This is a genomic window from Pseudomonas pisciculturae, from assembly GCF_015461805.1.
GTDB lineage: Bacteria > Pseudomonadota > Gammaproteobacteria > Pseudomonadales > Pseudomonadaceae > Aquipseudomonas > Aquipseudomonas pisciculturae.
In genome coordinates, this window is record NZ_JACVZE010000006.1 from 199,439 (window position 1) to 222,218 (window position 22,780).

26 protein-coding genes are annotated in these 22,780 nt (G+C 59.0%); 25 read left to right on the plus strand and 1 reads right to left on the minus strand.

What is annotated here, in order from left to right:
- The first annotated feature begins 20 nt into the window (after positions 1–20).
- The 22 genes from ICY20_RS18090 to ICY20_RS18195 all read left to right on the plus strand — a co-directional run bounded on the left by ICY20_RS18090 (position 21) and on the right by ICY20_RS18195 (position 17,685).
- Positions 21–482, plus strand: coding sequence for a DUF2280 domain-containing protein (locus tag ICY20_RS18090; protein WP_194938202.1), 462 nt, complete (start codon positions 21–23; stop codon positions 480–482).
- On the plus strand, positions 469–1,770 hold the full coding sequence (locus ICY20_RS18095) for a terminase large subunit domain-containing protein (RefSeq protein ID WP_194938203.1): 1,302 nt from the start codon (positions 469–471) through the stop codon (positions 1,768–1,770). The genes ICY20_RS18090 and ICY20_RS18095 overlap by 14 nt, the downstream gene beginning before the upstream one ends.
- Positions 1,767–3,185 (plus strand): DUF4055 domain-containing protein, encoded by a 1,419-nt coding sequence (locus tag ICY20_RS18100; protein ID WP_194938204.1) that lies wholly within the window; start codon positions 1,767–1,769, stop codon positions 3,183–3,185. Before ICY20_RS18095 ends, ICY20_RS18100 begins: the two co-directional genes overlap by 4 nt.
- Positions 3,160–4,245, plus strand: coding sequence for a minor capsid protein (locus ICY20_RS18105; RefSeq protein ID WP_194938205.1), 1,086 nt, complete (start codon positions 3,160–3,162; stop codon positions 4,243–4,245). The genes ICY20_RS18100 and ICY20_RS18105 overlap by 26 nt, the downstream gene beginning before the upstream one ends.
- A gap of 82 nt (positions 4,246–4,327) precedes the next feature.
- Positions 4,328–5,056, plus strand: a complete 729-nt coding sequence (locus tag ICY20_RS18110) for a hypothetical protein (protein WP_093546469.1) — start codon at positions 4,328–4,330, stop codon at positions 5,054–5,056.
- 12 nt (positions 5,057–5,068) lie between these two features.
- Positions 5,069–6,031: a major capsid protein gene (locus tag ICY20_RS18115; RefSeq protein ID WP_194938206.1), complete on the plus strand. Its 963-nt coding sequence runs from the start codon at positions 5,069–5,071 to the stop codon at positions 6,029–6,031.
- A 46-nt stretch (positions 6,032–6,077) separates the two neighbouring features.
- The gene (locus tag ICY20_RS18120; protein WP_194938207.1) at positions 6,078–6,662 is read left to right on the plus strand and encodes a hypothetical protein; all 585 of its coding nucleotides are present in this window, start codon (positions 6,078–6,080) and stop codon (positions 6,660–6,662) included.
- A gap of 59 nt (positions 6,663–6,721) precedes the next feature.
- Positions 6,722–7,225 (plus strand): DnaT-like ssDNA-binding protein, encoded by a 504-nt coding sequence (locus ICY20_RS18125; protein ID WP_194938208.1) that lies wholly within the window; start codon positions 6,722–6,724, stop codon positions 7,223–7,225.
- A gap of 91 nt (positions 7,226–7,316) precedes the next feature.
- On the plus strand, positions 7,317–7,643 hold the full coding sequence (locus ICY20_RS18130; RefSeq protein WP_228758476.1) for a helix-turn-helix domain-containing protein: 327 nt from the start codon (positions 7,317–7,319) through the stop codon (positions 7,641–7,643).
- A 51-nt stretch (positions 7,644–7,694) separates the two neighbouring features.
- Complete coding sequence (locus tag ICY20_RS18135; RefSeq protein ID WP_194938210.1) at positions 7,695–8,063, plus strand: hypothetical protein; 369 nt, start codon at positions 7,695–7,697, stop codon at positions 8,061–8,063.
- Positions 8,060–8,656, plus strand: coding sequence for a hypothetical protein (locus ICY20_RS18140; RefSeq protein WP_194938211.1), 597 nt, complete (start codon positions 8,060–8,062; stop codon positions 8,654–8,656). The genes ICY20_RS18135 and ICY20_RS18140 overlap by 4 nt, the downstream gene beginning before the upstream one ends.
- Entirely contained in the window at positions 8,653–9,069 is a 417-nt protein-coding gene (locus ICY20_RS18145) for a phage tail terminator-like protein (RefSeq protein WP_194938212.1), read from the plus strand. The genes ICY20_RS18140 and ICY20_RS18145 overlap by 4 nt, the downstream gene beginning before the upstream one ends.
- Positions 9,070–9,142: 73 nt before the next feature.
- On the plus strand, positions 9,143–9,799 hold the full coding sequence (locus tag ICY20_RS18150; RefSeq protein ID WP_194938213.1) for a phage tail protein: 657 nt from the start codon (positions 9,143–9,145) through the stop codon (positions 9,797–9,799).
- 3 nt (positions 9,800–9,802) lie between these two features.
- Complete coding sequence (locus tag ICY20_RS18155) at positions 9,803–10,183, plus strand: phage tail assembly chaperone (RefSeq protein ID WP_194938214.1); 381 nt, start codon at positions 9,803–9,805, stop codon at positions 10,181–10,183.
- 17 nt (positions 10,184–10,200) lie between these two features.
- A complete protein-coding gene (locus tag ICY20_RS18160) occupies positions 10,201–10,491 on the plus strand; it encodes a DUF1799 domain-containing protein (RefSeq protein ID WP_194938215.1) in 291 nt (96 codons plus the stop codon).
- Between the two features lie 282 nt (positions 10,492–10,773).
- Positions 10,774–11,016: a hypothetical protein gene (locus tag ICY20_RS18165; RefSeq protein WP_194938216.1), complete on the plus strand. Its 243-nt coding sequence runs from the start codon at positions 10,774–10,776 to the stop codon at positions 11,014–11,016.
- A gap of 70 nt (positions 11,017–11,086) precedes the next feature.
- Positions 11,087–14,158 (plus strand): phage tail tape measure protein, encoded by a 3,072-nt coding sequence (locus ICY20_RS18170; RefSeq protein WP_194938217.1) that lies wholly within the window; start codon positions 11,087–11,089, stop codon positions 14,156–14,158.
- A 42-nt stretch (positions 14,159–14,200) separates the two neighbouring features.
- Positions 14,201–14,539, plus strand: coding sequence for a phage tail protein (locus ICY20_RS18175; RefSeq protein ID WP_194938218.1), 339 nt, complete (start codon positions 14,201–14,203; stop codon positions 14,537–14,539).
- Entirely contained in the window at positions 14,536–15,753 is a 1,218-nt protein-coding gene (locus ICY20_RS18180; protein WP_194938219.1) for a hypothetical protein, read from the plus strand. Before ICY20_RS18175 ends, ICY20_RS18180 begins: the two co-directional genes overlap by 4 nt.
- Entirely contained in the window at positions 15,750–16,160 is a 411-nt protein-coding gene (locus ICY20_RS18185) for a hypothetical protein (RefSeq protein ID WP_194938220.1), read from the plus strand. Before ICY20_RS18180 ends, ICY20_RS18185 begins: the two co-directional genes overlap by 4 nt.
- A gap of 60 nt (positions 16,161–16,220) precedes the next feature.
- Positions 16,221–16,904, plus strand: coding sequence for a phage minor tail protein L (locus ICY20_RS18190; RefSeq protein ID WP_194938221.1), 684 nt, complete (start codon positions 16,221–16,223; stop codon positions 16,902–16,904).
- A 4-nt stretch (positions 16,905–16,908) separates the two neighbouring features.
- Positions 16,909–17,685, plus strand: coding sequence for a C40 family peptidase (locus ICY20_RS18195; protein ID WP_194938222.1), 777 nt, complete (start codon positions 16,909–16,911; stop codon positions 17,683–17,685).
- Here the strand turns inward: ICY20_RS18195 and ICY20_RS18200 are convergent, their stop codons facing one another.
- Complete coding sequence (locus ICY20_RS18200; protein ID WP_194938223.1) at positions 17,686–18,231, minus strand: hypothetical protein; 546 nt, start codon at positions 18,229–18,231, stop codon at positions 17,686–17,688.
- 123 nt (positions 18,232–18,354) lie between these two features.
- Between ICY20_RS18200 and ICY20_RS18205 the strand changes: the two genes are divergently transcribed.
- The 3 genes from ICY20_RS18205 to ICY20_RS18215 are packed head-to-tail and all read left to right on the plus strand — an operon-like array spanning position 18,355 to position 22,531.
- Positions 18,355–18,753: a hypothetical protein gene (locus ICY20_RS18205; protein ID WP_194938224.1), complete on the plus strand. Its 399-nt coding sequence runs from the start codon at positions 18,355–18,357 to the stop codon at positions 18,751–18,753.
- Positions 18,754–18,796: 43 nt separating this feature from the next.
- Entirely contained in the window at positions 18,797–19,375 is a 579-nt protein-coding gene (locus ICY20_RS18210) for a tail assembly protein (RefSeq protein ID WP_194938225.1), read from the plus strand.
- A gap of 60 nt (positions 19,376–19,435) precedes the next feature.
- Positions 19,436–22,531, plus strand: a complete 3,096-nt coding sequence (locus tag ICY20_RS18215) for a host specificity protein J (protein WP_194938226.1) — start codon at positions 19,436–19,438, stop codon at positions 22,529–22,531.
- Positions 22,532–22,780 lie beyond the last annotated feature (249 nt).

Sequence of the window (22,780 nt, forward strand, 5' to 3'; positions counted from 1 at the left end):
CTCTAGACGGATGAGAATTTATGGCAGTCCTGAAAAATGAGGTGAAGAGCTTCATCGTTCAGGCGCTGGCGTGCTTTGACACACCGTCTCAGGTGGTGGAAGCCGTCAAGAACGAATACGGGGTTGTGGTGAGCCGCCAGCAGGTGGAGACGCACGACCCAACCAAGTCTGCGGGGAAGGGGCTTGCTGTGAAGTGGGTGACCTTGTTCAACGACACCCGCAAGCGCTTCCGCGAAGAAACTGCCGAGATCCCAATCGCCAACCGCGCCTTCCGGCTCCGGGCCATGAACCGCTTCGTGGAGAGGGCCGAGTCGATGAAAAATATCGGCCTGGCTATGCAGATCTTGGAGCAGGCGGCGAAAGAAACCGGCGATATGTTCGTCAACCGCTCCAAGAAGGAAGAGGCGGGCGATGAACCTGTGATCCCGACCCGGATTCAGGTCGACGTGGTAGACGCGAGGAAGCCGAATGCCGAGCCTTAACGTTCCTCAGGCTCAGTTCCTCAAGCTGCCCCACAAGTTTCGTGCGTTCGTTGCCGGGTTCGGCTCAGGCAAGACCTGGGTGGGCTGCTCGGCGCTCAGCAAACATTTCATGGAGTGGCCCGGCGTCAACGCTGGCTACTTCGCACCGACTTACCCGCAGATCCGGGACATCTTCTATCCGACTATGGATGAGGTGGCCTATGACTGGGGGCTGAAGACCAAGATCAACCAGGCGAACCACGAGGTTCATATCTACAGCGGCCGGCAGTATCGCGGCACTGTGATTTGTCGCTCGATGGAGAAGCCGCAGACCATCGTCGGCTTCAAGATCGGCCAGGCCTTGGTCGATGAGCTGGACGTGATGAGCTTGCTGAAGGCTCAGCAGGCCTGGCGCAAGATCATTGCGCGGATGCGTTACAACCTGCCCGGACTCAAGAACGGGGTGGACGTAACCACGACGCCTGAGGGTTTCAAGTTCGTCTACCAGCAGTTCGTGAAGCAGCTCCGTGACAAGCCGAAGCTGAACGACATGTACGGCCTGGTGCAGGCCAGTACGTTCGACAACGAACTGAACCTGCCGGATGACTACATCGCATCGCTGATGGAGTCGTACCCGCCGCAATTGATTCAAGCTTATCTACGTGGGCAGTTCGTCAACCTGACGTCCGGCACGATCTACACGGCCTATGACCGCAAGCTCAACGGATGCTTTGACACTGTGCAGCCAGGTGAGCCGCTGTTCATCGGCATGGACTTCAACGTCGGCAAGATGGCGGCCATCACCCACGTCAAGCGCGACCAAGGGTTGCCCAGGGCCGTGGATGAACTGGTCGACGGCTACGACACGCCCGACATGATCCGGCGCATCAAAGAACGCTACTGGCAGCACGACGGCAACGACTTCAAGAAGACCTGCGAAATCAGGATCTACCCGGACGCCTCGGGCGACTCGCGCAAGTCTGTGAACGCCAGCATCACTGACCTTGCCATGCTTCGACAGGCCGGGTTCGCGGTCATCGCTCCAGCGGCAAACCCGCCGGTGAAGGATCGAATCAACGCAATGAACGCCGTCTTTTGCAACGCGCAGGGCGAGCGCCGCTACCTGATCAACCCGTTTACCTGTCCGACCTACGCCGATGGCCTGGAACAGCAGGTGTGGGGTACGAACGGGGAGCCAGATAAAACTGCCGGTATCGATCACGCGAACGACGCAGGCGGCTACTTCATCCACCGCGAGTACCCGATCATCAAACCGGTCACCGCCATTAAAATGGGATACGCCCGATGAGCAACGACGTCTCCTTCAAGCGGGCGGAGTACCTGGAAGTGCTGGACCGCTGGGCAACTGTCCGCGACGTCTGCGCCGGTCAGCACCGAGTGGTGCCACGGCTGCCGTACATCAACTCTCACGACAAGTCGCCGGAGAATCAGGACCGCAATCGGGCCTATCGCGAGCGGGCGGTGTTCAAAAACGCCACAGGGCATACCCGGAATGGTTTGCTCGGCCTGGCCTTCCATAAAGACCCGACGCTGACGGTGCCCAAGAAACTGGAATACCTGCAGGACAACGCCAACGGTTCCGGGGTAAGCATTTACCAGCACTCCCAAGGCACGCTGGAAAAGGTGTTGGAGGCTGGCCGGCATGGCCTGTACGTCGACTACCACCAAGACAACGGTATCGGCGGGCACGCGGTGATCCTCACCTACTGCGCTGAGGACATCATCAACTGGCGCACTGGCATGGTGAACGGCCATAGCGTGCTGACCATGGTGGTGTTGAAAGAGTCGCCGGAAATCCCTGATGGCTTCGGCTTTAAGACGGTTGAGCAGTACCGGGAGCTTGCCCTGGAGAATGACGGCTTTGTTTGCCGCGTCTGGCGCCGGGCAGGCCCAAGAGGTGGCGGCCCATTGGAAATTGTCGAGAACTACAGCCCCACTGGGGTGAGTGGCCGGTTCAAGGAGATCCCGTTCACCTTCGTCGGTGCGCAAAACAATGACCCGAGCATCGACGAATCGCCGCTCTACGACATCGCCATGATCAACCTGGGCCATTACCGGAACAGCGCCGACTACGAAGACAGCGTGTTCTGGTGCGGCCAGGCCCAGCCGTGGATCAGCGGGCTCGATGAGTCCTGGCGCGACTGGATGGAGAAAAACGGAATTTATGTCGGTTCCAGAGCCCCGATGATGCTGCCGGTCGGGGGAGCATTCGGTTACGCCCAGCCTGCACCGAACACGCTGGTCAAGGAGGCCATGGCCGACAAGAATCAGATGATGATTGAACTGGGCGCCAGGATGGTGGTGGCATCGCTTGCCACCAAGACTGCTACCGAGTCCCGTGGCGATCAGTCGGCCTCTACTTCAGTCCTTGCCGGCTGTGTTGCCAACGTCAGCGAGGCCTATACCCGAGCCATTATGTGGTGCTGCGCCTATATGGGCATCGCTGACAAGAAGGTTGCCTACCAAGTCAATCAAGAGTTCGTCGAGCTGACTGCTGATCCGCAGATGATCGCTGCGTTGGTTTCGCTCTGGCAGCAACGCGGTTTCGCCAAGGCTGACTTACGGGCCTACCTTCGCAAGCTGGGGCTGATCGCGCCAGAGCGTACTGACCAGCAGATCGACGGCGAACTGGAAGAGCAGGGCGACGGCCTGGACCTGGATGACGAGGACAAACTGAATGGCGGCAAACCAAGCAATCCTTGATGCAACCATCCGGCACGCGGTTTTCCTCGAAAAGCTCAAGGCTGGGGAGGTGGGCAAGTTCGCTCCCTTCCTCAAGGAGATTGACCGCTCGATCCGAGACCGGCTCACCCAGTCGGACCTCACCGAGTACAACACGAAGCGCCTGGAAGCGCTGCTGAAGGAAGTGGATAGCCTGCTGCTGGGTATCTTCGACCGCTACAGCGCGCAACTGAACCTCGACCTGGTGGATATCGCCAACTACGAGGCGCAGTTCGAAGCGACCAGCCTTGCCAGATCGGCCCCGGTGGGTGTGTCGCTGGATGTGGTGGCGCCTACGGCCGCTGCAATCCGTACCGCTGTACTGACAAACCCGCTCAGTGTGCGCGGTACTGGTGGTGGGAAGCTGCTCAAGGCCTTCATCAAGGGCTGGACTGGCGCAGAGCGTGAGCGCGTCACCGGCACCATCCGGCAGGGATTCTTCGAAGGGCAGACGAACTTTCAGGTCATCCGCAACATTCGCGGTACCAAGGCGGCAGGGTACAAAGACGGCATTCTCGCTACCACCAACCGCAACGCCAGCACGGTCGTTCACACCGCTATTCAGCATGTGTCGTCCCAGGCGCGGATGGAGGTGGCCAAGGCCAATACCGACATCGTTTCCGAAGTCGAGATGGTCGCCACGCTCGACAGCAAGACCAGCCAGCAATGCCGATCGATGGATAAGCGCCGGTATCCGGTGGATGCGGGGCCACGGCCACCGTTTCACCCGAACTGCCGCACCACCTTCATCCTTCTGACCAAGCTCAGCGAGATGTTTGCAAAGGGCGCTACCCGCGCTTCAGTCGGGGCTGATGGGGCAGGGCAGGTAAGTGCAAGCCTTGACTACTACCACTGGCTCCAGCAGCAGCCAGCGTCGTTTCAGGACGTAGCTATTGGGCCGGTGCGAGCCAAGCTGTTTCGCGAAGGCGGGTTGACCGTCGAGCGTTTCGCCGAACTGCAGCTTGATCGCAACTTTGCTCCACTGACCCTCGTGCAGATGAAGAGCCTGGAGCCTTTGGCCTCCGAGCGCGCAGGAATTTAACCGAACACATTCAATCAGCCGGCTATGAGCCGGTTTTTTATTGCCTGCAAAGCGGGCAGACCAACCCAAGGGGTGCATCACCGTGGCAGAAGAAAACGAAATCGACCTGGAAAACCCGGCAATCAAGGCCGCTATCGCGACTGCCGTTGAAGCATCTGTTTCCGGTTTGAAAACCAAGAACTCTGAGCTGCTGGGCAAGCTGAAGGAAACCTCCGGCAAGCTGACTCAGTTTGAAACCCAGTTTGAGGGCATCGACATCGACGCCGTCAAAGGCCTGCTCAGTCGTGCGGGCCAGGATGAAGAAACCAAGCTGCTGACCGAGGGCAAGGTGGACGAGGTTTTCAACCGTCGCACCGAGCGTTTACGTGGCGACTACGACAAGCAGCTGAAGACCATCAGCGAGCGTGCCGAGAAAGCAGAGTCCTTCGCTGCCAAGTTCCAGGGCAAAGTTCTGGGCGACTCGGTACGCGGCGCAGCACTTAAGGCCGGCGCTCTGCCGGAAGCAACCGACGACATCATCCTGCGCGCCAAAGGCGTGTTCACCCTAAACGAAGATGGCGATGCAGTCGCCGTTGATGAGTCCGGCCAGGTCATCCTCGGTAAAGACGGCAAGACCCCTCTGACTCCCCTCGAATGGGCGGAATCTCTGCGCGAAAGCGCACCTCATCTGTGGCCAAGGGCTTCAGGGACATTTGCCCCGGGCGGGGGTGGCGGCAAGGCTGCATTCAAGCGCTCCGAAATGACCTCCGAGCAGAAGCGCGACTTCCAGCGCAAGCACGGCCAAACCGCATATCTGCAATTGCCCAAGTAAGGGGATTGACCCATGGCTACAACCGTAAATAGCGACCTGATCATCTACAACGATGAGGCGCAAACCGCATACCTGGAGCGTGTCCAGGACAACCTCGATGTGTTCAACGCGTCGTCCAACGGCGCGATGGTCCTGGACAACGAGCTGATTGAAGGCGACTTCCGCAAGCGCGCCCTCTACAAGCTGAACGGCTCGCTGGAGCACCGCGACGTCAACTCCGACGGTAAGGTAACTGCCAAGAAAATCAGCGCCGGCGAAGCTGTTGGCGTCAAAGCCCCATGGAAGTACGGCCCTTACCAGACCACCGAAGAGGCGTTCAAGCGCCGCGGTCGTCCGGTCGAGGAGTTCTCCCAGATCGTCGGTGCTGACGTGGCCGACGCGACCCTGGAAGGCTTCATCCAGTACGCCACCGCGGGCCTGCGCGCTGCGATCGGCTCCAACGCTGAAATGGTGGTATCGGCCAACATCGAAACCGACGGCAAGAAGACGCTGACGCGCGGCATGCGCAAGTTCGGCGACAAGTTCGGCCGCATCGCGCTCTGGGTCATGCACTCGTCTGCGTACTTCGACATCGTTGACGAGGCGATCACCAACAAGATCTACGAAGAAGCGGGTGTCGTGATCTACGGCGGCCTGCCCGGCACGCTCGGCAAGCCAGTACTGGTGACCGACACCGCGCCGGCAGACGTGATTTTCGGCCTGCTGCCAAACGCCGTAACCATCACCGAGTCTCAGGCTCCAGGCTTCCGCTCTTACGAGGTCAACGACGAAGAGAACTTGAGCATCGGTTACCGCGCAGAAGGCACCGTGAACATCGACGTGCTGGGTTACAGCTGGAAAGCCACCACCGGCGGCTCCAACCCAACCCTGGCCGCCGTTGGCTCCGCGGCTAACTGGGTCAAGCACGCGGGCAGCAACAAGGTCACCGCCGGCGTGATGATCAAACTGACTGCCACGCCTCCAGCCGGCGGCTGATAACAACCCCTGAGAGCGGCCAGTAATGGCCGCCACGGAGATATTCATGAAACTGACTTACAGCAATCAGCTCGATGGCTTCGATCCGGATGAGCGTTATCGCAACCCGGAACACTTCGATAAGCCAGAAGCGGGTGTAACCAGCGTGCTGGTGATTGGCGATTGGCCGAAGGTGGTAGACGCCTATGAGTCGGTTGGCGTCGATGTTTCGGTAAAGGAGGACGTTCGAGTACAGGTTGTCGGCACCGACAATCAGGCTGAGCTGGAACGCCTTATTGCTGGGCTGCGCGCTGAAAACGATGCAGTTGTCTTCTTGGTTGACGGCCTGAAGTCCGGTGAGATTTTGCGTCCAGAAGCAGGTGAGTTGGCGATCTGCTTGTTTGGTGCGTTTGAGTCCGCCCATACCTCTCTTGGTGAGTTGACCAAGGAGCGTGACGACCTGGCCTCTACTGTCGGCGAGTTGCGTGGTGAGATTGAAGCGCTCAAGAAGGCCGCAGTCGCGCAGGCTACTGACGAGGCCGGCGAAGTCGCGGAACTGAAAGCGAAGCTGGACGAAGCCAAGGTGCCCTACCGCGCCAACGCCTCGAAAGAATCCCTGGAAAAGCTCGTAGCTGAGTTGCCCAAGGAGTGATAATGCTGGCTGTCGGTGACCCGGCGGCCAATCTTCAAACCATTCCAGCGAGTTGACGCATGACACTCATCATCGAGGACGGCACTGGCAAGCCTGACGCCGAAAGCTACGCGAGCGCCGAGGATCTGGCCATGTATGCCGTGAAGTTTGGTACGGTCATCCCCGCAGGCATTCCCGAGCAGGAAGCGTTGCTGCGCCGAGCGGCCTTGGCGATGGATGGCATGGTCTGGAAGGGGCGCAAGACCAGCAGCGAGCAGGGCTTGTCCTGGCCGCGCCAGGAAGTGCTGCTCGATCGTGAAATCAAGGCGAACAACTACCTGCCGGCGCGGATTCAGTACGGACAGATGGCTCTTGCTGCTGAGATCCATCAGGACGATATCGATCCGGTGGAGAAGCGCAAAGGCGCCGTGCTGCTCGACCGTGTTGAGGGCGCTGTAACGCGGCAATATGCGGCGATCCCGTCCACCAGCAACCGACTACTGCCGGCGGCGCCTGATCGGCCGAGCGCGACGCAGTTCGCGGATTATCTACAGCGTCGGGGATTGCTTGCTGTCAGGGTGTGATCTAAAAAGATCAAGAAAAATACAAAATGATACTTGCGAACTACTTATTGGTGATGCATTATGAATGCACAAACCAACGAGAGGTGTTCACATGCTACCTAATCCTAAGCACAAAAGTTTCCCAGAGGCTCTACGTAACGCTCGCAAGGCGGCAGGAATGACTCAGGCGGACCTCTCTATCGCTGCTGATATTTCGAGTGTGATGGCGGGCCGCTATGAGCGTGGCATGCACAGTCCAGAAATGAGCACTTGGGCAAAGCTGAACAAAGCGCTTTTCGCTGAGGTAAACGAAAGCGAACTGGAGGCACTCATCCAAGATGCTTTTACCGAGATTACTTTGGGTGAAGCGTCTGTAGAGGAGATTATTGAAGAGCTGAAAAAGCGCGGTTTCGCCAAGGTCACGCTCGCAAGCGAATAGCGTTCCTAGCCATTCAAGCCCGCCTCGAGCGGGCTTTTTTATGAGGTGCTCATGGCCTTCTACGACGAAATGGCCGTGATGGCTCTGGAGATGATCACAGAGTTCGGCCAACCCGTGACCATCAGCAAGACGCAGCCGGGCGAGTACGATCCTGAGCTCGGCGGCGAAGCGCCAGGCGCAACCGTCGAGCAAACCGCCCAAGGCATCCTGCTCGACTTCACCGGCCAAGAATTCCAAAACAACAGCCTCATCAAGCAGGGCGACAAGAAACTCAAGATCGCCGCGCAGGGCTTGGCCTGGGTGCCGGATCTGCTCGACAAGGTGGTCGCCCAAGGCCGCACCTGGTCAATTGTCCCTCCACTGAAAGAGATCAACCCCGCAGGTACGCCGATTCTGTATGAGCTGCAGGTGCGTTCATGAGTCGCGTAGGCGCCGGCCGATCCGGTAGTTTCGCCTTGAGCTTGGCCGAGTTCGCCGCCCAAACCAGCGAAGCCATCGACGCCAGCGTGCGCGAGATTATCATCGAGGTCGGTAGCAGCTTGATCCGCATGTCGCCCGTGGGTAACCCGGAGATCTGGGCCGAGAACGCCATCGCGACCCAGTACAACAAGGCCGTCGACGACCACAACAATGCATTGCGCAGTGATCCGGCCAACCTCACCAAGGGCGGCATGCTGAAGAAGGGCCGCAAGCTCAACGACGACATGGACATCAACGCGCCCGAAGGCTACGTCGGGGGCCGGTTTCGTGCGAACTGGCACATCTCGCTGGGCGTTGTCGAAAGCGTCACCTTCGACGAGGTGGACCCGAGCGGCGCCGAAACCGCTGCCGCGCTGGTCGCTGCAATGAGCGACTTCACCGCGGGCCAGATGGCCTACATCATCAACAACTTGCCCTACGCGATTCCGCTGGAATTCGGCCACTCGACCCAGGCCCCCGGCGGCATGGTTCGGGTCACCGTGGCTCGCTTCCAGCAGATCGTGTTGGAGGCCATCAGGAACAACCAGGTATGAGTCACGCCATCATCGCCGCCATCTACGAAACCAGGCTGATCGCCTGGAACGCTGCCAGGTCAGAGAAGCTGAAGATCGTCTTCGAGAACACGGCCTACACGCCGGCGGCAGATGAAACCTACCTTCGAGCCTTCAACCTGCCGGGCGATACCGCAAGCAACACGCTCGGCGGCGATCACCGACTGTATACGGGCGTGTTTCAGGTCAGCATCATTGCGCCGGCGGGCACCGGCAAGGCCAAGACCAACCCGGTGGTGGCGGAACTGATCGAGCTGTTCCCTATTTATGGTCGGGACACGAAGGGCGAGGTGACTGTCATCACTATGTCGCCGGTAGATCAAGGCCCTGGCATCAACAGCGATTCCACCTACACCGCGGCGGTCTCTTTTTCGTACCGCTGCGACACCAACTGATCCAGCCCATTGGGCAACCCCGAGAATCCGTCATTGAGCGGGTTTTTTCATATCTGCAAAGAGGAAATACCCCATGGGCTACAAACTCCCGAACGGCGGCACCTTCCAGCACGCGGCTACCTACGCAGCTGCACTGGCGTTCGCCACCATTAGCAATGCGACTGAGGCTGTGGCCACTGTGGTCGGCGGCACTCTCGCGGCTGGCGATATCGTCCTGCTGACTTCCGGTTGGAGCAAGCTGGACAGCAAGGTGGTGCGTGTTAAGGCTGCGACCGCTATCGCGATCACCCTGGAGGGTATCGACACCAGCGACACGCAGATCTTCCCGGCAGGCAGCGGCGGCGGGACGATGCGCAAGGTGATGAGCTGGGTGCAAATCCCGCAGATCTCCGATGTGGCCTTCTCCGGCGGCGATCAGAACTACCTGGACGTAGTGTTCCTCGAAGACGACCAAGGCAAGCAGATTCCCACCGACAAATCGGCGGCAAGCATGGTGCTAACCCTCGCTGACGACCCGATCCAGGCATTCAACGGAGTGCTGCTGAAGGCGGACGCCGGGAAGCAGGTCGAGGCGGCGCGTCTTAACCTGCCTGGCAACGACACGCTGCTCTACGGCACCTACACGTCGTTCTCCAAACAGCCGGCCGTGTCCCGTAACAACCTGCTGACCCGTACCGTCAGCCTGGCGTTGCAGTCCGAGCCGACCCGCTACCTGACAGCGGTGGTGTAATCCATGGCTAAGATCCGTATCGCGCAGAACGCGACGTTCAACGCGCTCGTGCTGATTCCAATCGTCGGCAGCGCGCCCGAGAAGGTCGAATTCACCTTCAAATACCGTGATCGCGTCGAGCTTGCCGCTCTGTTCGATGAATGGAACGAGAAGAAGGATAAGGCACGGGCCGCGCTGGGCGACAAACCGTCTTGGTCGGAGATTGTCGCTGTGGACACCGAGCAGCAAACCCAGCAGATCAAGGACCTGGTTGTCGGGTGGGCGTTCGACGACGAATACAACGACGACAACATCGTCGCATTCGTGAAGTCTTGCCAGGGTGCCGCGGAGGCTGTCGTTAAGGCTCATGAGGGTGCATACAGCCAGGCACGCTTGGGAAACTGACCGACGCTGCCCGCGCCATGTACTCGCCAAGCGTGCCCGACGCGATTATCGGCATGTTCGGCCTTGCCCCTGGTGATCTGGTTGAGGAAGTGGAGGTCTGGCCATGCAACTGGCCGGCCTTCCTCCTTTTCAACCGCATGTCCACCCAGTGGCGAGCAGGCGCCGGCGGCGCGATCGGTCTCGACTACAGCTGCATTCGCGACGTGGCCGGGTTCCTCGGCATCAAGAAAAAGAAACTCGCTGCAATCTTTCCTGATCTTCAAGTGCTGGAGGGGGAAGCCCTGCGCGTTATGGCAGAGGCAGACTGAGCAAAGTGCCACTAGGTGCAAGAATGTTAATTGCTGCTTTAAAATGAGGGCTCCCTATTAATTCAAAGGAATGAGTTTGTGGTAAGTCCAAACGCTATCGCCTGTCCGCACTGCCAAGGTCAGAACGTCCAGCTTCTATCAGTCATCTACGCGGCTGGTACGTCTCAGATTCGGTCAACCCATCAAGCGCAGTCGGGAACGGGGCCGAGTGTGACTGTCCAGACGACTGGTAGGCACCAGACAGACTTAGCCGCAAGCGTTTCCCCTCCGCCAGGTAAGCGCTTGCTCGGCCCCGTAATTCTTGCAGGCGTGGGCTCCATCATCCTTTACGACGGCATGAAGCTCATGAACACCTACTGGGGCATCGATTGGAGCAGATTCTTTATCGGTGTGGCGTTTATTGCCGTCGGTGTAATCGGCTTTATTCGCCACTGGAAATTCAATGTCGCGCAATATGACAAATTAGAAGAATGGCGTCGTACTTGGCTATGCCACGCCTGCGGTACGAGGTTTCAACCTTCTTAAAAAGTAGTTTCCCCTATTTACACTTAAGCCCGCCTAGTGCGGGCTTTTTGTTGCCTGCCTGGAGCAGATCATGACCACAATTGCCGAACTGGGCATTCGGGTTGATTCCGGCGATGCAGTCCAGGCCGCTACTGACCTGGAGAAAATGACCAAGGCCGGCGGCCGGGCCGAGCAGTCCGCCGTTTCGCTGATGAACGAAATGCAGGCCCTGGAAAAGTCGCTTTCCACCAGCGCCAAAACCACCCAGGACCTGGCGAAGCAGCGCGAGGCGCTCGCCAAGCTGACCAAGACCGGCGCCTATGGCGAGGCCGAGGCGGCGAAGATCTCCGCGCAGCTCGACAAGCAGCAGGTGGCCCTGGCTAAGTCTGCCCTGGACGAGCAAAAGGCCTTGAATAGCCTGCTGGGTGCCATCGACCCGGCCCGCGCAGCGCTGGCAAAGCTGGATACCCAGGTTGAGCAATTGGGCAAGCACTTGGACGAGGGGCGCATCAGCCAAGAGCAGTACAATAGTGCCCTGGGCAAAATAGACAAGGACTACGCCAAGCTCGAAAAAACCACCACCGGTTTCGACAGGTTGCGTCTCGGTACACGGCAGGCTCAGGAAAACGTTGTACAGCTCGGCAACGCTCTGTCCTCGGGTGACTGGGGTAGTGGCGTGCGTGCCGTGGCTCAGTTGGGCGCAGGTGCTGGTGCGGGCGCTGCAGGTTTGCTCGCAATCCTGGCTCCTCTGGCCCTGGCAACTGCTGCTGTGGGCGGATTGGCTGTTGCCTACTACAAGGGCAGTGAAGAGCAGGACAGCTACAACAAATCGCTGATCCTTACCGGTAACTACGCCGGTGTGAGCGCCGGGCAACTGGGCGACATGGCTCGGCAAGTCAGCGCAACAGTGGGCACCACCGGTCAGGCTGCCGCTGTCCTGGCGATGCTGGCGGACAACGGCAAGATCGCTGGCGAGAGTTTCACAGGTATCACCCAGGCCGCCGTGTCGATGCAGGAAGCCACCGGCAAGGCGGTCAGTGAGACGGTCGCCGAGTTCGTAAAGCTGGCAGACGACCCGGTCAAGGCGTCCGCTGCGTTGAACGAGCAGTATCACTACCTGACTGCCTCGGTTTACTCGCAGATCACCGCGCTGGAAGAGCAGGGCGACCATGCTGGCGCAGTGAAGCTGGCGACCGAGCAATACGCCGACGCAATTAACGAACGCACGCCGAAGATCCTGGAAAATCTCAGTTTCTGGGAGCGCGGCTACAAAGCCGTGGCGCGTGCTGCCGACAACCTCAAAAACGTCGGCCGTCCGGATATCGGCGCCGATATCGAACAGGCCCGACGTGACCTGGCGAGTGCACAGGCGGGCGATGTCGGCGCCTTCCAAAACAAGCAGGTGATGGTTGATTACTACACCAATCAGCTGAACATGCTGGAAGACCAGCGTGATGCTGAAGCCGACATCGCCAAGCAGGAGGGCGAGCGAGCCAAGGCGCAACAGTCCGCAATCACTTCGATGCAGAAGGTGGACGCACTCACCAAATCCTCATGGACCAATGAGCAAAAGCGAACTGAAGCGATCAAGGATTACAAAAAGCAGCTCGATGATATCCGCAAGGTTTCGCCGAATGACCCACGCCTGGCCCAGGCGACGGTCGATAAAAACATCTCCAATATCAACGACAAGTTCAAGGATGCGAAAACACCTGGCACCCAGGTCGATCTGACCAGCTTCAACAACGCCAAGAACGACCTAGCGGCCATCACCGACACCTACAAAAACTACCAGAAGGAACTGGAAGCGGCACAGAAGGCCGGCTTGCTATCTGAGGCTGATTACCTGCTGCGGCGCCAAGAGCTAATCGGCAACCAACTCGACCAGACCACGGCAGCATACGAGGCCGAGATTGCCGCCCTGGAAGCCGCCAAGGGCAAGAAGACCACATCGGCCGCGCAAAGTATCCAGCTCGACCAGAAGATCGCCGACGCGCGCGCAGAGATGGTCAAGGCGCAGAAGGATGCGGATAGCCAGCTTGAAGTGTTGGCGACCAACGAGACCGGGCGACTCGCTAAGCAGGAACGGGCGATCAGTTCCTACGTGCAGGCGCTGGGGCAGCAACAGCGGGCCTTGGAGTTGGCCGGGCAACGCGCCGTGCTGGGCGTAGGCCAGGGAGACCGCCAGAACGCGCTCAACGGTGAGCTGAACGGCCAGCAAGACCGGTTTGCTCAGCAGTCGCTGGAACTGGAAAGCCAACGCTCCGACCCTTCGCGCAATATGTCGGACGAAGAGTTCATCCGCAAATCGCAGGCGCTCGCCGATGCGAACAAGAAGGCCACCGACCAGATCCGGCAAAACTATGCGGATGTGGAGAATGCCCAGGGCGATTGGACCAATGGCGCTACGGCGGCTTGGGACAACTATCTCAACTCTGCCAAGGATGTGGCAGGGCAGACGAAGACCCTTTTCGGCAACGCCTTCAGCTCCATGGAAGACGCCATCGTCAACTTCGCGCTGACCGGCAAGCTTTCGTTTGCTGACTTCGCCAAGTCGATCATCGCAGACATGGCGCGCATTGCTGCCCGGCAGGCGGCGTCATCGGCGCTGAGCTCGCTATTTGGGCTCGCCGCATCTGCCGCCGGTTCTTACTTTGGAGGCGGCGGCGCTACAGCCTCAGCAACTGCTGGTGGCGCGGCACAGGGCGCGAGCAACTTCGGCAGCCAGTTCGATGCGAGCAGTGGGTCAGTGGCGTTTCCTCAAGCCCTCGGTGGGGCCTGGTCCAACGGCGTACAGATGTTCGCCGACGGCGGTGCATTCACCAACGCGGTTGTCAGCAAGCCAACGGCTTTCGGCATGGCAAACGGCAAGACTGGCGTCATGGGTGAGGCTGGGGACGAGGCGATCATGCCTTTGACTCGAACTGCCGGCGGCAAGCTGGGCGTTATGGCAGTTGGCGGTGGGCAGGGTTCAAGCACTGAGGTGGTGATTCAGCAGCACTTCACGGTGCCAGAGGGGCAGGGTAGTGGGGCGTCTGACGATGCCCAAAGCCAGGCTGTGGCTCAGGCCTACGCCAAGGCAGCGAAGCAGGGCGCGCAAGAGCAGATCGCCCGCGAGCTGCTACCGGGCGGTCAAATTTGGTCAAAGATCAACGGTCGATAACCAAGCCCCGCTTCGGTGGGGTTTCTTTTTCTGGGGAGCCGCATGGCGACGGAAACCTTCAGCTGGACTCCCGACAAGGAGCCCACCGGTACCACTACGTTTCGCGTGAAGTCAGCCAAGTTCGGCGACGGCTACGAGCAGACGGCCGAGGACGGGATCAACAATAAGTCCGAGTCCTGGCCGCTGACCTTCACCGGGCAGAAGGCCAAAATTGCTCAGATCAAGGCCTTCTTGAATCGGCACAAAGGCGCGATTGCCTTCAGTTGGACCGAGCCTTTTGGAGAAAACCTCCTGATCAAGTGCAAGGAGTATCAGTCCAGCAATAAGGGCGGCAGCGTCTACACCTTGGCAGCAACCTTCGAACAGGCATTCCATCCATGAGTATTGTTCCTCTCAAAATCGGCTCGGCACCGAACGACGGAACCGGCCAGAGTTTGCAGTCAGGCGGCCAGGTCATCAACGCCAACTTTTCCGAATTGGACCAGCGTACGACGGCGGCTCAGTCGGCGGCAGAAAGCGCGCAGGCCAAGGCTGATGCGGCAATTCCTGGTGCGCAGAAGGGGCAGCCCAACGGCGTGGCTGGCCTGGATGCCAACGGCACGGTACCGGCGGCCCAGCTACCGAGCTACGTGGATGATGTTCTCGAATTCAGTAGCGTCGCCGCGCTGCCTGCAACCGGTGAAACGGGAAAGATCTACATCACGACTGATACCAACAGCCAGTATCGCTGGAGCGGCACCCAGTACGTTCTGCTGACGGCTTCGCCGGGTTCAACCGATGCGGTGCCCGAAGGTGCGGTTAACAAGTACTGGACTCTTGCCCGAACCCTTGGGAGTGCGCTTACCGGCTTGGTAACCACCAACCCAGCGGTGATCGCTGCGACGGACACTGTCCTTACCGCCTTCGGTAAATTGCAAAAGCAAATCACCGACTTGGCTGCCACTGTGGCCAACAAAGCCGGCAAGGGGGCAAACAGCGACATCACCGCGCTCACCGGCCTTACAAGCCCGCTTTCAGTCAGCCAAGGCGGAACCGGGTCTGCATCCGGTGTGCCTGATATGGCTGGGGCCTCAGTAGGGGCGGCGGGTACCAAGGGCCTGGTTCCGGCACCGGCTGCGGGCGCTACTCGGTTCTTGTCGAGCTTGGGCACCTGGCTGGCGATCAGCGCTTCGGCATCTTGGGGCAATATCACTGGCACGCTTTCTGCGCAGCCAGACTTGCAAACTGCTCTTGACGCTAAGCTGGCAAGCAACCTGGCGGAATTCACCATCATCTACCCGAATGGTGGTACGCAAGCGGCACCTGCAACGGTAGCGCTGAACTCTGAATACTCCACCGCGAATCCCTTTGCCGGATTTAACGTTATTACTCAGGTGGAGATTCTGTATTCAGGAAACTGGTATCAGGTTTGCGTTGCCACAGTTTCCGGTCAAGTTTACGGGGCGATTTGTGGCCAGGTCGGCAGTAACATTATTCTTAAAACAGCGCTTACTGGACTTATTTATAATGTTAGTGGCTGGCTTAACAGTACGGCTCCAGCTGTATCGGTTGCCGCCGCTCCATGCCGCATCAAAGTATGGAAGGTTAAAGCATGAGCGATGTAGAAGAAGATCCGGGAGAGGAAAAACCGATAGTGCTTAGTGTCTACGCCAGGGTTGGCGAAAACTATATGTACGTTGGCGGCGACTGCCCGGATGGCTGTATCGAAATGGGAGGGGCACGACCAGAAGACGAAAACGCTCTGGACTACACCGCGCAACCCGACGGAACCTGGGCAATCACTCAGGGAACCCTGAACGCCAAACAGTCGCCGGTTGAGAACGCATGGCGCAATGAGCAGATGCCGCTTGCATTGGAAAACCTCACAGCCGTTCAACTCGGCGCGGATGACGTTGCAGGGACCGAGAAGCAATGGAAAGACTATTGGTTATCCCTGCGCAAGTGGACCGACACCAATCCCGACTTCCCTGACAGCACCAAGCGCCCGGTCGCGCCCAGCTGACCCCTAGCCGCACACCGCCACCCGCCATCGAGCGGGTTTATTTTTGCCTGAGGAAATCCCATGCCGATCACGGCCGACATCCAGACCCTGGAGCCCGGCGCGTGGGTGGAGCTATTTGAGCTCGACGCCACGTCGCTGGGTGCTGAGCTTTACCGGTTCCACGGATACCCGCAGGAGTCGCCGATCTTCTGGCAGGGCCTGGAGTACTCGCCCTGGCCGATCAAGGCTGGCGGGTTCGAGATGACGGGGCAGGGTGCCCAGCCAACCCCGACGCTTTCGGTAGGGAACGTTGGCGGTTTCATCACCGCCCTGGTGCTGTACTTCGAAGACCTCGTGGGGGCGAAGCTGATTCGCCATCGCACGCTGGGCAAGTACCTAGACGGGCAGCCGGAGGCCGACCCTGAAGAGGAACTGCCGCCGGATATCTGGTACGTGGAGCGCAAGTCTTCAGAAGATAACGCCGTTGTGCAGTTTGAGTTGGCCTCGGCCCTGGACTTTCAGGGCGTTCAACTGCCCAGGCGGCAGATCGTGGCCAACGTGTGCTGGTGGCTCTCCTGCGGCGGCTATCGTGGCCCCTACTGCGGCTACAACGGCCCGCCGGTGGCTGACGAGAACGACATCATCGTGACCGATGCGACCAAGGACAAATGCGGCGGGCGCCTCAGCAGCTGCAAGCTCCGCTTCGGTGCCAATAACCCGCTTCCGTACGGTTCATTCCCCGCCGCCGGCCTGATCAGGACCTGACCCGATGAACAAATCAAGCAAGGCAGCGATCGAGGCGCACGCACTCGCCGAGTACCCACGCGAATGCTGCGGGCTGCTGGTGCGTGAAGGCCGCAAAGAGGTTTACTTTCCGTGCCGCAACACCGCCTCGACGCCCAGCGAGCATTTCCGACTGTCGCCTGAGGACTTCGCCGCCGCCGAGGACTTGGGCAAGATCCTGGCCGTGGTGCACAGTCACCCAGACTATCCGCCAGCGCCAAGCGAGGCCGACCGGGTATCGTGCGAGGCGTCCGGCCTTCCCTGGTACATCCTCGAAGTGCGCAAGGGCGAGGACGATGTAGTGCGCGCCGGCGAGCTGGTGAGCTTTGCGCCTGTCGGCTATGAGGCGCCGCTGATCGGCCGGGCCTTTGCCCACGGCATCAGCGACTGCCTGAGCATCATCCTCGACTTCTACCGTCGCGAGATGGGCATCGAGCTTGGTGATTACGAGCGCGAGGATGGCTGGTGGGACAAAGGTGGCAACCTTTACCTGGATAACCTACCTGCCGCCGGCTTCGAGAAGGTTTCGACTCTTCAGCACGGTGACCTGGTGCTGATGCAGATTCGTTCACCTGTACCGAACCATGCAGCGATCTACCTGGCCGACGGCGTGTTGAAAACCGAGCCGGAGCATTACCCTGCGCCCGGCTCGATCCTGCATCACCTGTACAACCGCGACAGCAAACGCGATGTGTACGGCGGCTACTGGTCAGAGGTCTCGGTCGGCTATTGGCGGCACCGGGATGCAATCAAGAACGCTTAGTCAAACTGGAGGCTCAAATGGCTGAAGCTCTTGAAGCTCGTGTAGGAAAAGATGGAAAAGCTCCACAAGCTGACGATGAGTCGATTCTTCCGTCGCGCGATAGTAAGCGGTTATCAGATATTGCGGCTCACTTCCACGGAGTGAAAATGAACGATACGCCAATACCACGTTTGCCAGAATCGGTACGGCGTAGTCTGGGTATTTCGACTTGACCCACTGCTCCCAGGCGTCGTTCACAGCGTGAATCGCTTCTATGTCGCGCGCCTGTTTCTGGTTGCGATATGTAAGCTCCAGGTATGAGTGATAGGCGGCGCCATCGAAGCCCGAAGCGCTACCCAAGGTCATAAACTGCCCAGTAGCACTGTTGAGCTCCATTAGAAGGGGGCGAAGCCCATTGGCATCAGTCGCCTCATGGATTTCAACAATGCGATCTGGATAGGCCACCAGATCGATTGCACCATTGTTATGGTCGCCATCGTCTCGATGTTCGGGGACGTAAGGCCACCGCTGGAAGTGGTCTGAGTCGAAGTCCTGTTTCATTGGCATGTGCATATCCTTGGCAGTTCTTGGTAGCGAGAGGCTACTACCGGCCGCCATGGCCCAGTTACTGAGGATTCGTACAGCCGCCGTAAATGTTATCGTCTGCCCAAATCACAAGGAGCTGACGATATGCGTTCTTATGTTGGATTGGCGTCAGTGTTGCTTCTGGCGGGCTGCGCTTCTTCGCCGATCCCCTCCAGTCAAGCCGACCCCGTTCCATCTACCAGGTTGTTTGCCTATCAAGCCTCCGTCCAAGGCGAGTCTTTTCTCGTCGTCACTCGGGACAAAGGCTTTGCGGGTTCGGGATGCAATGGAACCGTGAGCATTGATGGTGTTCGCGCGGCAGAGGTGGGGACCGGTGAAACTGCAAAATTCCGCGTAACACCAGGGGAGCACATCGTCTCTGTATCCACGTGTGGCAGCGGGCTTAAAGAGCGCGAAACCACGATAAAGCCAGGTGCGACCAAGAAATTCAGGATCTCCATAGACTCAGCGATGAGTCTGGACTTATCCCCTACGATGCAATGACAACAAGCCGCCTCCGGGCGGTTTTTTATTACCCGGAGAAAAAATGGCTCAGTCAGTCGAAAAAATGCAAACCGTTCTGCTTTCTGGATCGCTCGGTCGGCAGTTTGGTCGGCGGCACAGAATCACCACCAGCGCGGGGTTTCGTGATGTAGTCGGTTATCTAAAGCAGTTTCCTGGCTTTGAACAGCATATGGCGGAAAGCTCAAGCAAGGGGCTCAAGTACGCGATTTTCAACGGCAGGGAGAACATCGGAGAGGACGACCTGGGCAAGCCAACTGGTCGTGATGTGATCCGCATTGTCCCAGTTATTGCGGGCTCCAAACGTGCTGGTCTTATCCAGACTATTGTCGGCGTGGTGCTTATTGCCGTCGGCAGTTATTTCGGGCAAAGCTGGGCGGTTCAGCTTGGTATCGGCCTTACGGTTGGTGGCGCTGCGCAACTACTGAGCCCTCAGGCCAAAGGCCTCGGCACTCAAGACGGCCCCAATAACAGGCCCAGTTACAGCTTCAATGGCCCCGTGAACACCAGTGTCCAGGGTAATCCTGTTCCGCTGCTGTACGGCCGGATGACTACAGGCAGTGCAGTCATCAGCGCCGGCATCTACTCCGAAGACCAGATGTAAGCGACATACCTCTCCACCAGGCCCGCCGTGAGCGGGCTTTTTTTCGCCTGAAGGAAAGCCATGACCAATTTAGCTATCGCCGGCAGTAAAGGCGGCGAGGATAAACCACGCCCGTCCGTTGAGGCGCCGGACAACCTGCAGAGCACTGCGTATGCACGAATCCTGGACCTGGTGAGTGAGGGGGAAATCGGCGGGCTGGTAGACGGCATGCGGTCTGTTTACCTAGGCGAAACCCCGCTGGCGAATGCGGATGGCACCTTAAACTTCAGCGGGATATCGCTCGACATCCGCACTGGTGCCCAGGATCAACTGCATATCTCAGGCTTCCCGGCGGTTGAAAGCGAGAACGCCGTGGGTGTTGAGCTTCGCTATGACCAGCCCTGGGTGAGGGCTGTCACCAACCTGCAACTCTCCGCTGTGCGTATTCGCATCTCGGTACCTCGTCTCTCCCAGACCAGCACCACGAGCGGTGACACCAACGGCTACAGCGTCCGGTACAGGATTGAGCTTTCCACTGACGGCGGGCCGTATGTGCCGTTGGTTGACTCGTCATTCAGCGGGAAAACATCGACGAAGTACGAGCGCTCCCACCGCGTGGATCTGCCGCCGGCCAACAGTGGGTGGCAGGTGCGTGTCGTAAGGCTCACACCAAACGCCACCAGTTCAGCAATCGCTGATACCACCACCATCGACGCAATCACTGAAGTCATCGACGCGAAACTGCGCTATCCAGGTTCGGCGATGCTTGGTGTCCAGTTTGACGCTTCACAATTTCAGTCGATTCCAACCCGCTCGTTCGATCTGTACGGGCGAATTATCCGGGTGCCGAGCAACTACGACCCGGCCACTCGCACCTACGCTGGCGTTTGGGATGGCAGTTTCAAAAGCGCCTGGACAGATAACCCGGCCTGGATCTTCTACGACCTGCTGCTGCATTACCGCTACGGCCTGGGCCACCTGCTGAATGCCAGCCAGGTCGATAAGTGGGAGTTGTATCGGATCAGCCAGTACTGCGACCAGATGGTGCCAGACGGCAAGGGCGGCACTCATCCGCGCTTCACCTGCAACCTCTACCTGTCCGTGCGCGCTGACGCCTTGCGCGTATTGCAGGATCTTTCAACGACATTCCGGGGGATGGCGTATTGGGCTGGCGGTTCAGTTACCGCTATTTGCGACATGCCAGAAGACCCGGTCTATACCTATTCGAATGCCAACGTCATTGACGGCAAGTTCGGGTACTTCGGTTCAGCGAAAAAGACACGCTACACCGTTGCCCTGGTGAGCTGGAACGATCCGACGGATTTCTATCGGCAGAAGGTCGAGTATGTTGATGACCAGCCCGGCATTGCCCGTTATGGCATCCAGCAGACGGAAATCACCGCGACCGGCTGCACCTCTCAAGCCCAGGCTCAGCGAATTGGTAAGTGGGCACTGCTCACCAATCGCCTGGAAACCGAGAGCGTGGGCTTTTCCGTGGGCCTTGACGGCACGCTGGCGCGCCCAGGGCAGATTATCCGAATCGCGGACAATGACCGCGCAGGCCGTCGCATCGGTGGGCGTCTGCGCTCTTCCACGCTCGACACCCTGGTGCTTGATGCCGATGTGACAGCGTACCCGGGCGACACCATCACGCTGATCATGCCGAACGGCAAGGCCATCTCCCGCGCGGTCAAGTCGGTGGGCTACCCGCTGACCTGGGACAGTACCGGCATCACCTGGGACAACGGCAACATCACCCTGGACACCACGGGCTTCCCGTCGGACGTGCAACAGATCGTGTTGGCTGAACCACTGGCCGACTTGCCGCCCACGCACTCGATGTGGGCCATCGACTCTGCGACCTTGGCCGTGCAGCAGTTCCGAGTTATGTCCGTGCTTGAGGATTCCTCCGATACGGAGATCAAGTTCACCATCAGCGCGGTTCGCCACAACTCCAGCAAGTACAGCGCAATCGACAACGGGAGCCGCATCGAGCAGCCGCCGGTGACGGTGATCCCGCCGAGCGTGCAGCCGCCGCCGATCAACGTGACAGTCAGCAATGACCACTTCGTCGACCAGGGCAGCGCCATCAGCGTTATGACCATTGGCTGGGAGAAGCCTGAGGCGGCGATCGCCTACGAGGTCTACTGGCGCAAGAACGACGGCGACTGGATCTATCAGGGCCGCACCGGTACCACCTCGGTCGATGTGAGCGCGATCTACGCTGGGCGCTACGTGGCCAAGGTGCGGGCGATCAACTCGCTCGACATCGGCTCTGTGTTTGCCACTTCGGCGGAGACCGTGCTGAACGGCAAGACCACGCCGCCGCCCGTAGTTTCGTCCTTCACCGCTCAATCGATTGTGTTCGGCATCAAGTTGCAGTGGTCGATTCCCCAGGACCTCAGCACCGCTGACCTGCAGCGCACGGAGATCTGGTACAGCGAAACCGCCGATATCGCCACTGCGGTCAAGTTCGGCGATTACGCAAACCCGCAGACCGATCTGACGATCATGGGCTTGGCCGCTGGCAAGCGGTTCTTCTTCTGGGCGCGCCTGGTGGATCGCATCGGGAACATGGGCGCGTTCTTCGGCCCGGTTGATGGCCAGTCGTCTTCGGATGCTGGGCCGATCCTGGACTATCTCGCCGACCAGATTTCAGAGACCCAGCTCAGCCAGCACCTGCTGGAAAAGATCGATTCAGGCGGTGGTGCCCAAATCGAAATCGAGGCGCTCAAGTCTGAGCTGGCGGCGATGTACAGCATCAAGACCCAGCTTACCGTGGACGGAAAGCCGTATCTCGCTGGTATCGGCGTAGGTGTCGAGAACGACGAGGGCATCATCACCAGTCAAGTGCTGATCGCTGCAAGCCGTTTCGCGATCATTGACCCAAACACCGAAAACGTCTTTTACCCATTCGTGGTGCAGGACAACGCGGCGTACATCGATACGGCTTTCATCCAGAACGCCTCCATCGGCGTAGCTAAACTGACCGAAAGCATTCAGTCGGCGAACTACGTTCCAGGGAAGACCGGTCTGATGATCAACTTTGTCACCGGCGAGTTCGAGCTGAACAGCACTGTTGGCGTAGGTGGCCGGCAGACCATCAATAACCGTGGCGGCAAGGTCTATGACGAGCTTGACACTAAGCGCTATCAGTGGGGGGATCTTTCCGCATGAGCTATGGCGTAAGAGTGTGGGGGCCGACCGGGCTCCTTGAACTGGATGAGAACTCTTTTACTGTTCGGATTGTATATTCGGAGATAGTACAGGCAGGCGTTCCCGCACCTGGCCGCACGAGATTCATTTCAATACCCGGTATTCGTCCGGAAACTCACTCTGCTGTATGCGTGCCAATTGCCTCATATAGCACGTCTGGTCAAAGTAACTATGCCATTCAATACACTCCAGTGGTTGGTGTTGATGGGG

Coding starts and splice junctions, on each gene's coding strand:
- ICY20_RS18140 (WP_194938211.1), top strand. CDS start 8,060: ATGAGTCGCGTAGGCGCCGGCCGATCCGGTAGTTTCGCCTTGAGCTTG.
- ICY20_RS18210 (WP_194938225.1), top strand. CDS start 18,797: ATGGCTCAGTCAGTCGAAAAAATGCAAACCGTTCTGCTTTCTGGATCG.
- ICY20_RS18135 (WP_194938210.1), top strand. CDS start 7,695: ATGGCCTTCTACGACGAAATGGCCGTGATGGCTCTGGAGATGATCACA.
- ICY20_RS18125 (WP_194938208.1), top strand. CDS start 6,722: ATGACACTCATCATCGAGGACGGCACTGGCAAGCCTGACGCCGAAAGC.
- ICY20_RS18095 (WP_194938203.1), top strand. CDS start 469: ATGCCGAGCCTTAACGTTCCTCAGGCTCAGTTCCTCAAGCTGCCCCAC.
- ICY20_RS18100 (WP_194938204.1), top strand. CDS start 1,767: ATGAGCAACGACGTCTCCTTCAAGCGGGCGGAGTACCTGGAAGTGCTG.
- ICY20_RS18170 (WP_194938217.1), top strand. CDS start 11,087: ATGACCACAATTGCCGAACTGGGCATTCGGGTTGATTCCGGCGATGCA.
- ICY20_RS18200 (WP_194938223.1), bottom strand. CDS start 18,231: ATGCCAATGAAACAGGACTTCGACTCAGACCACTTCCAGCGGTGGCCT.
- ICY20_RS18175 (WP_194938218.1), top strand. CDS start 14,201: ATGGCGACGGAAACCTTCAGCTGGACTCCCGACAAGGAGCCCACCGGT.
- ICY20_RS18195 (WP_194938222.1), top strand. CDS start 16,909: ATGAACAAATCAAGCAAGGCAGCGATCGAGGCGCACGCACTCGCCGAG.
- ICY20_RS18105 (WP_194938205.1), top strand. CDS start 3,160: ATGGCGGCAAACCAAGCAATCCTTGATGCAACCATCCGGCACGCGGTT.
- ICY20_RS18215 (WP_194938226.1), top strand. CDS start 19,436: ATGACCAATTTAGCTATCGCCGGCAGTAAAGGCGGCGAGGATAAACCA.
- ICY20_RS18120 (WP_194938207.1), top strand. CDS start 6,078: ATGAAACTGACTTACAGCAATCAGCTCGATGGCTTCGATCCGGATGAG.
- ICY20_RS18090 (WP_194938202.1), top strand. CDS start 21: ATGGCAGTCCTGAAAAATGAGGTGAAGAGCTTCATCGTTCAGGCGCTG.
- ICY20_RS18130 (WP_228758476.1), top strand. CDS start 7,317: ATGCTACCTAATCCTAAGCACAAAAGTTTCCCAGAGGCTCTACGTAAC.
- ICY20_RS18185 (WP_194938220.1), top strand. CDS start 15,750: ATGAGCGATGTAGAAGAAGATCCGGGAGAGGAAAAACCGATAGTGCTT.
- ICY20_RS18155 (WP_194938214.1), top strand. CDS start 9,803: ATGGCTAAGATCCGTATCGCGCAGAACGCGACGTTCAACGCGCTCGTG.
- ICY20_RS18205 (WP_194938224.1), top strand. CDS start 18,355: ATGCGTTCTTATGTTGGATTGGCGTCAGTGTTGCTTCTGGCGGGCTGC.
- ICY20_RS18180 (WP_194938219.1), top strand. CDS start 14,536: ATGAGTATTGTTCCTCTCAAAATCGGCTCGGCACCGAACGACGGAACC.
- ICY20_RS18115 (WP_194938206.1), top strand. CDS start 5,069: ATGGCTACAACCGTAAATAGCGACCTGATCATCTACAACGATGAGGCG.
- ICY20_RS18145 (WP_194938212.1), top strand. CDS start 8,653: ATGAGTCACGCCATCATCGCCGCCATCTACGAAACCAGGCTGATCGCC.
- ICY20_RS18190 (WP_194938221.1), top strand. CDS start 16,221: ATGCCGATCACGGCCGACATCCAGACCCTGGAGCCCGGCGCGTGGGTG.
- ICY20_RS18150 (WP_194938213.1), top strand. CDS start 9,143: ATGGGCTACAAACTCCCGAACGGCGGCACCTTCCAGCACGCGGCTACC.
- ICY20_RS18160 (WP_194938215.1), top strand. CDS start 10,201: ATGTACTCGCCAAGCGTGCCCGACGCGATTATCGGCATGTTCGGCCTT.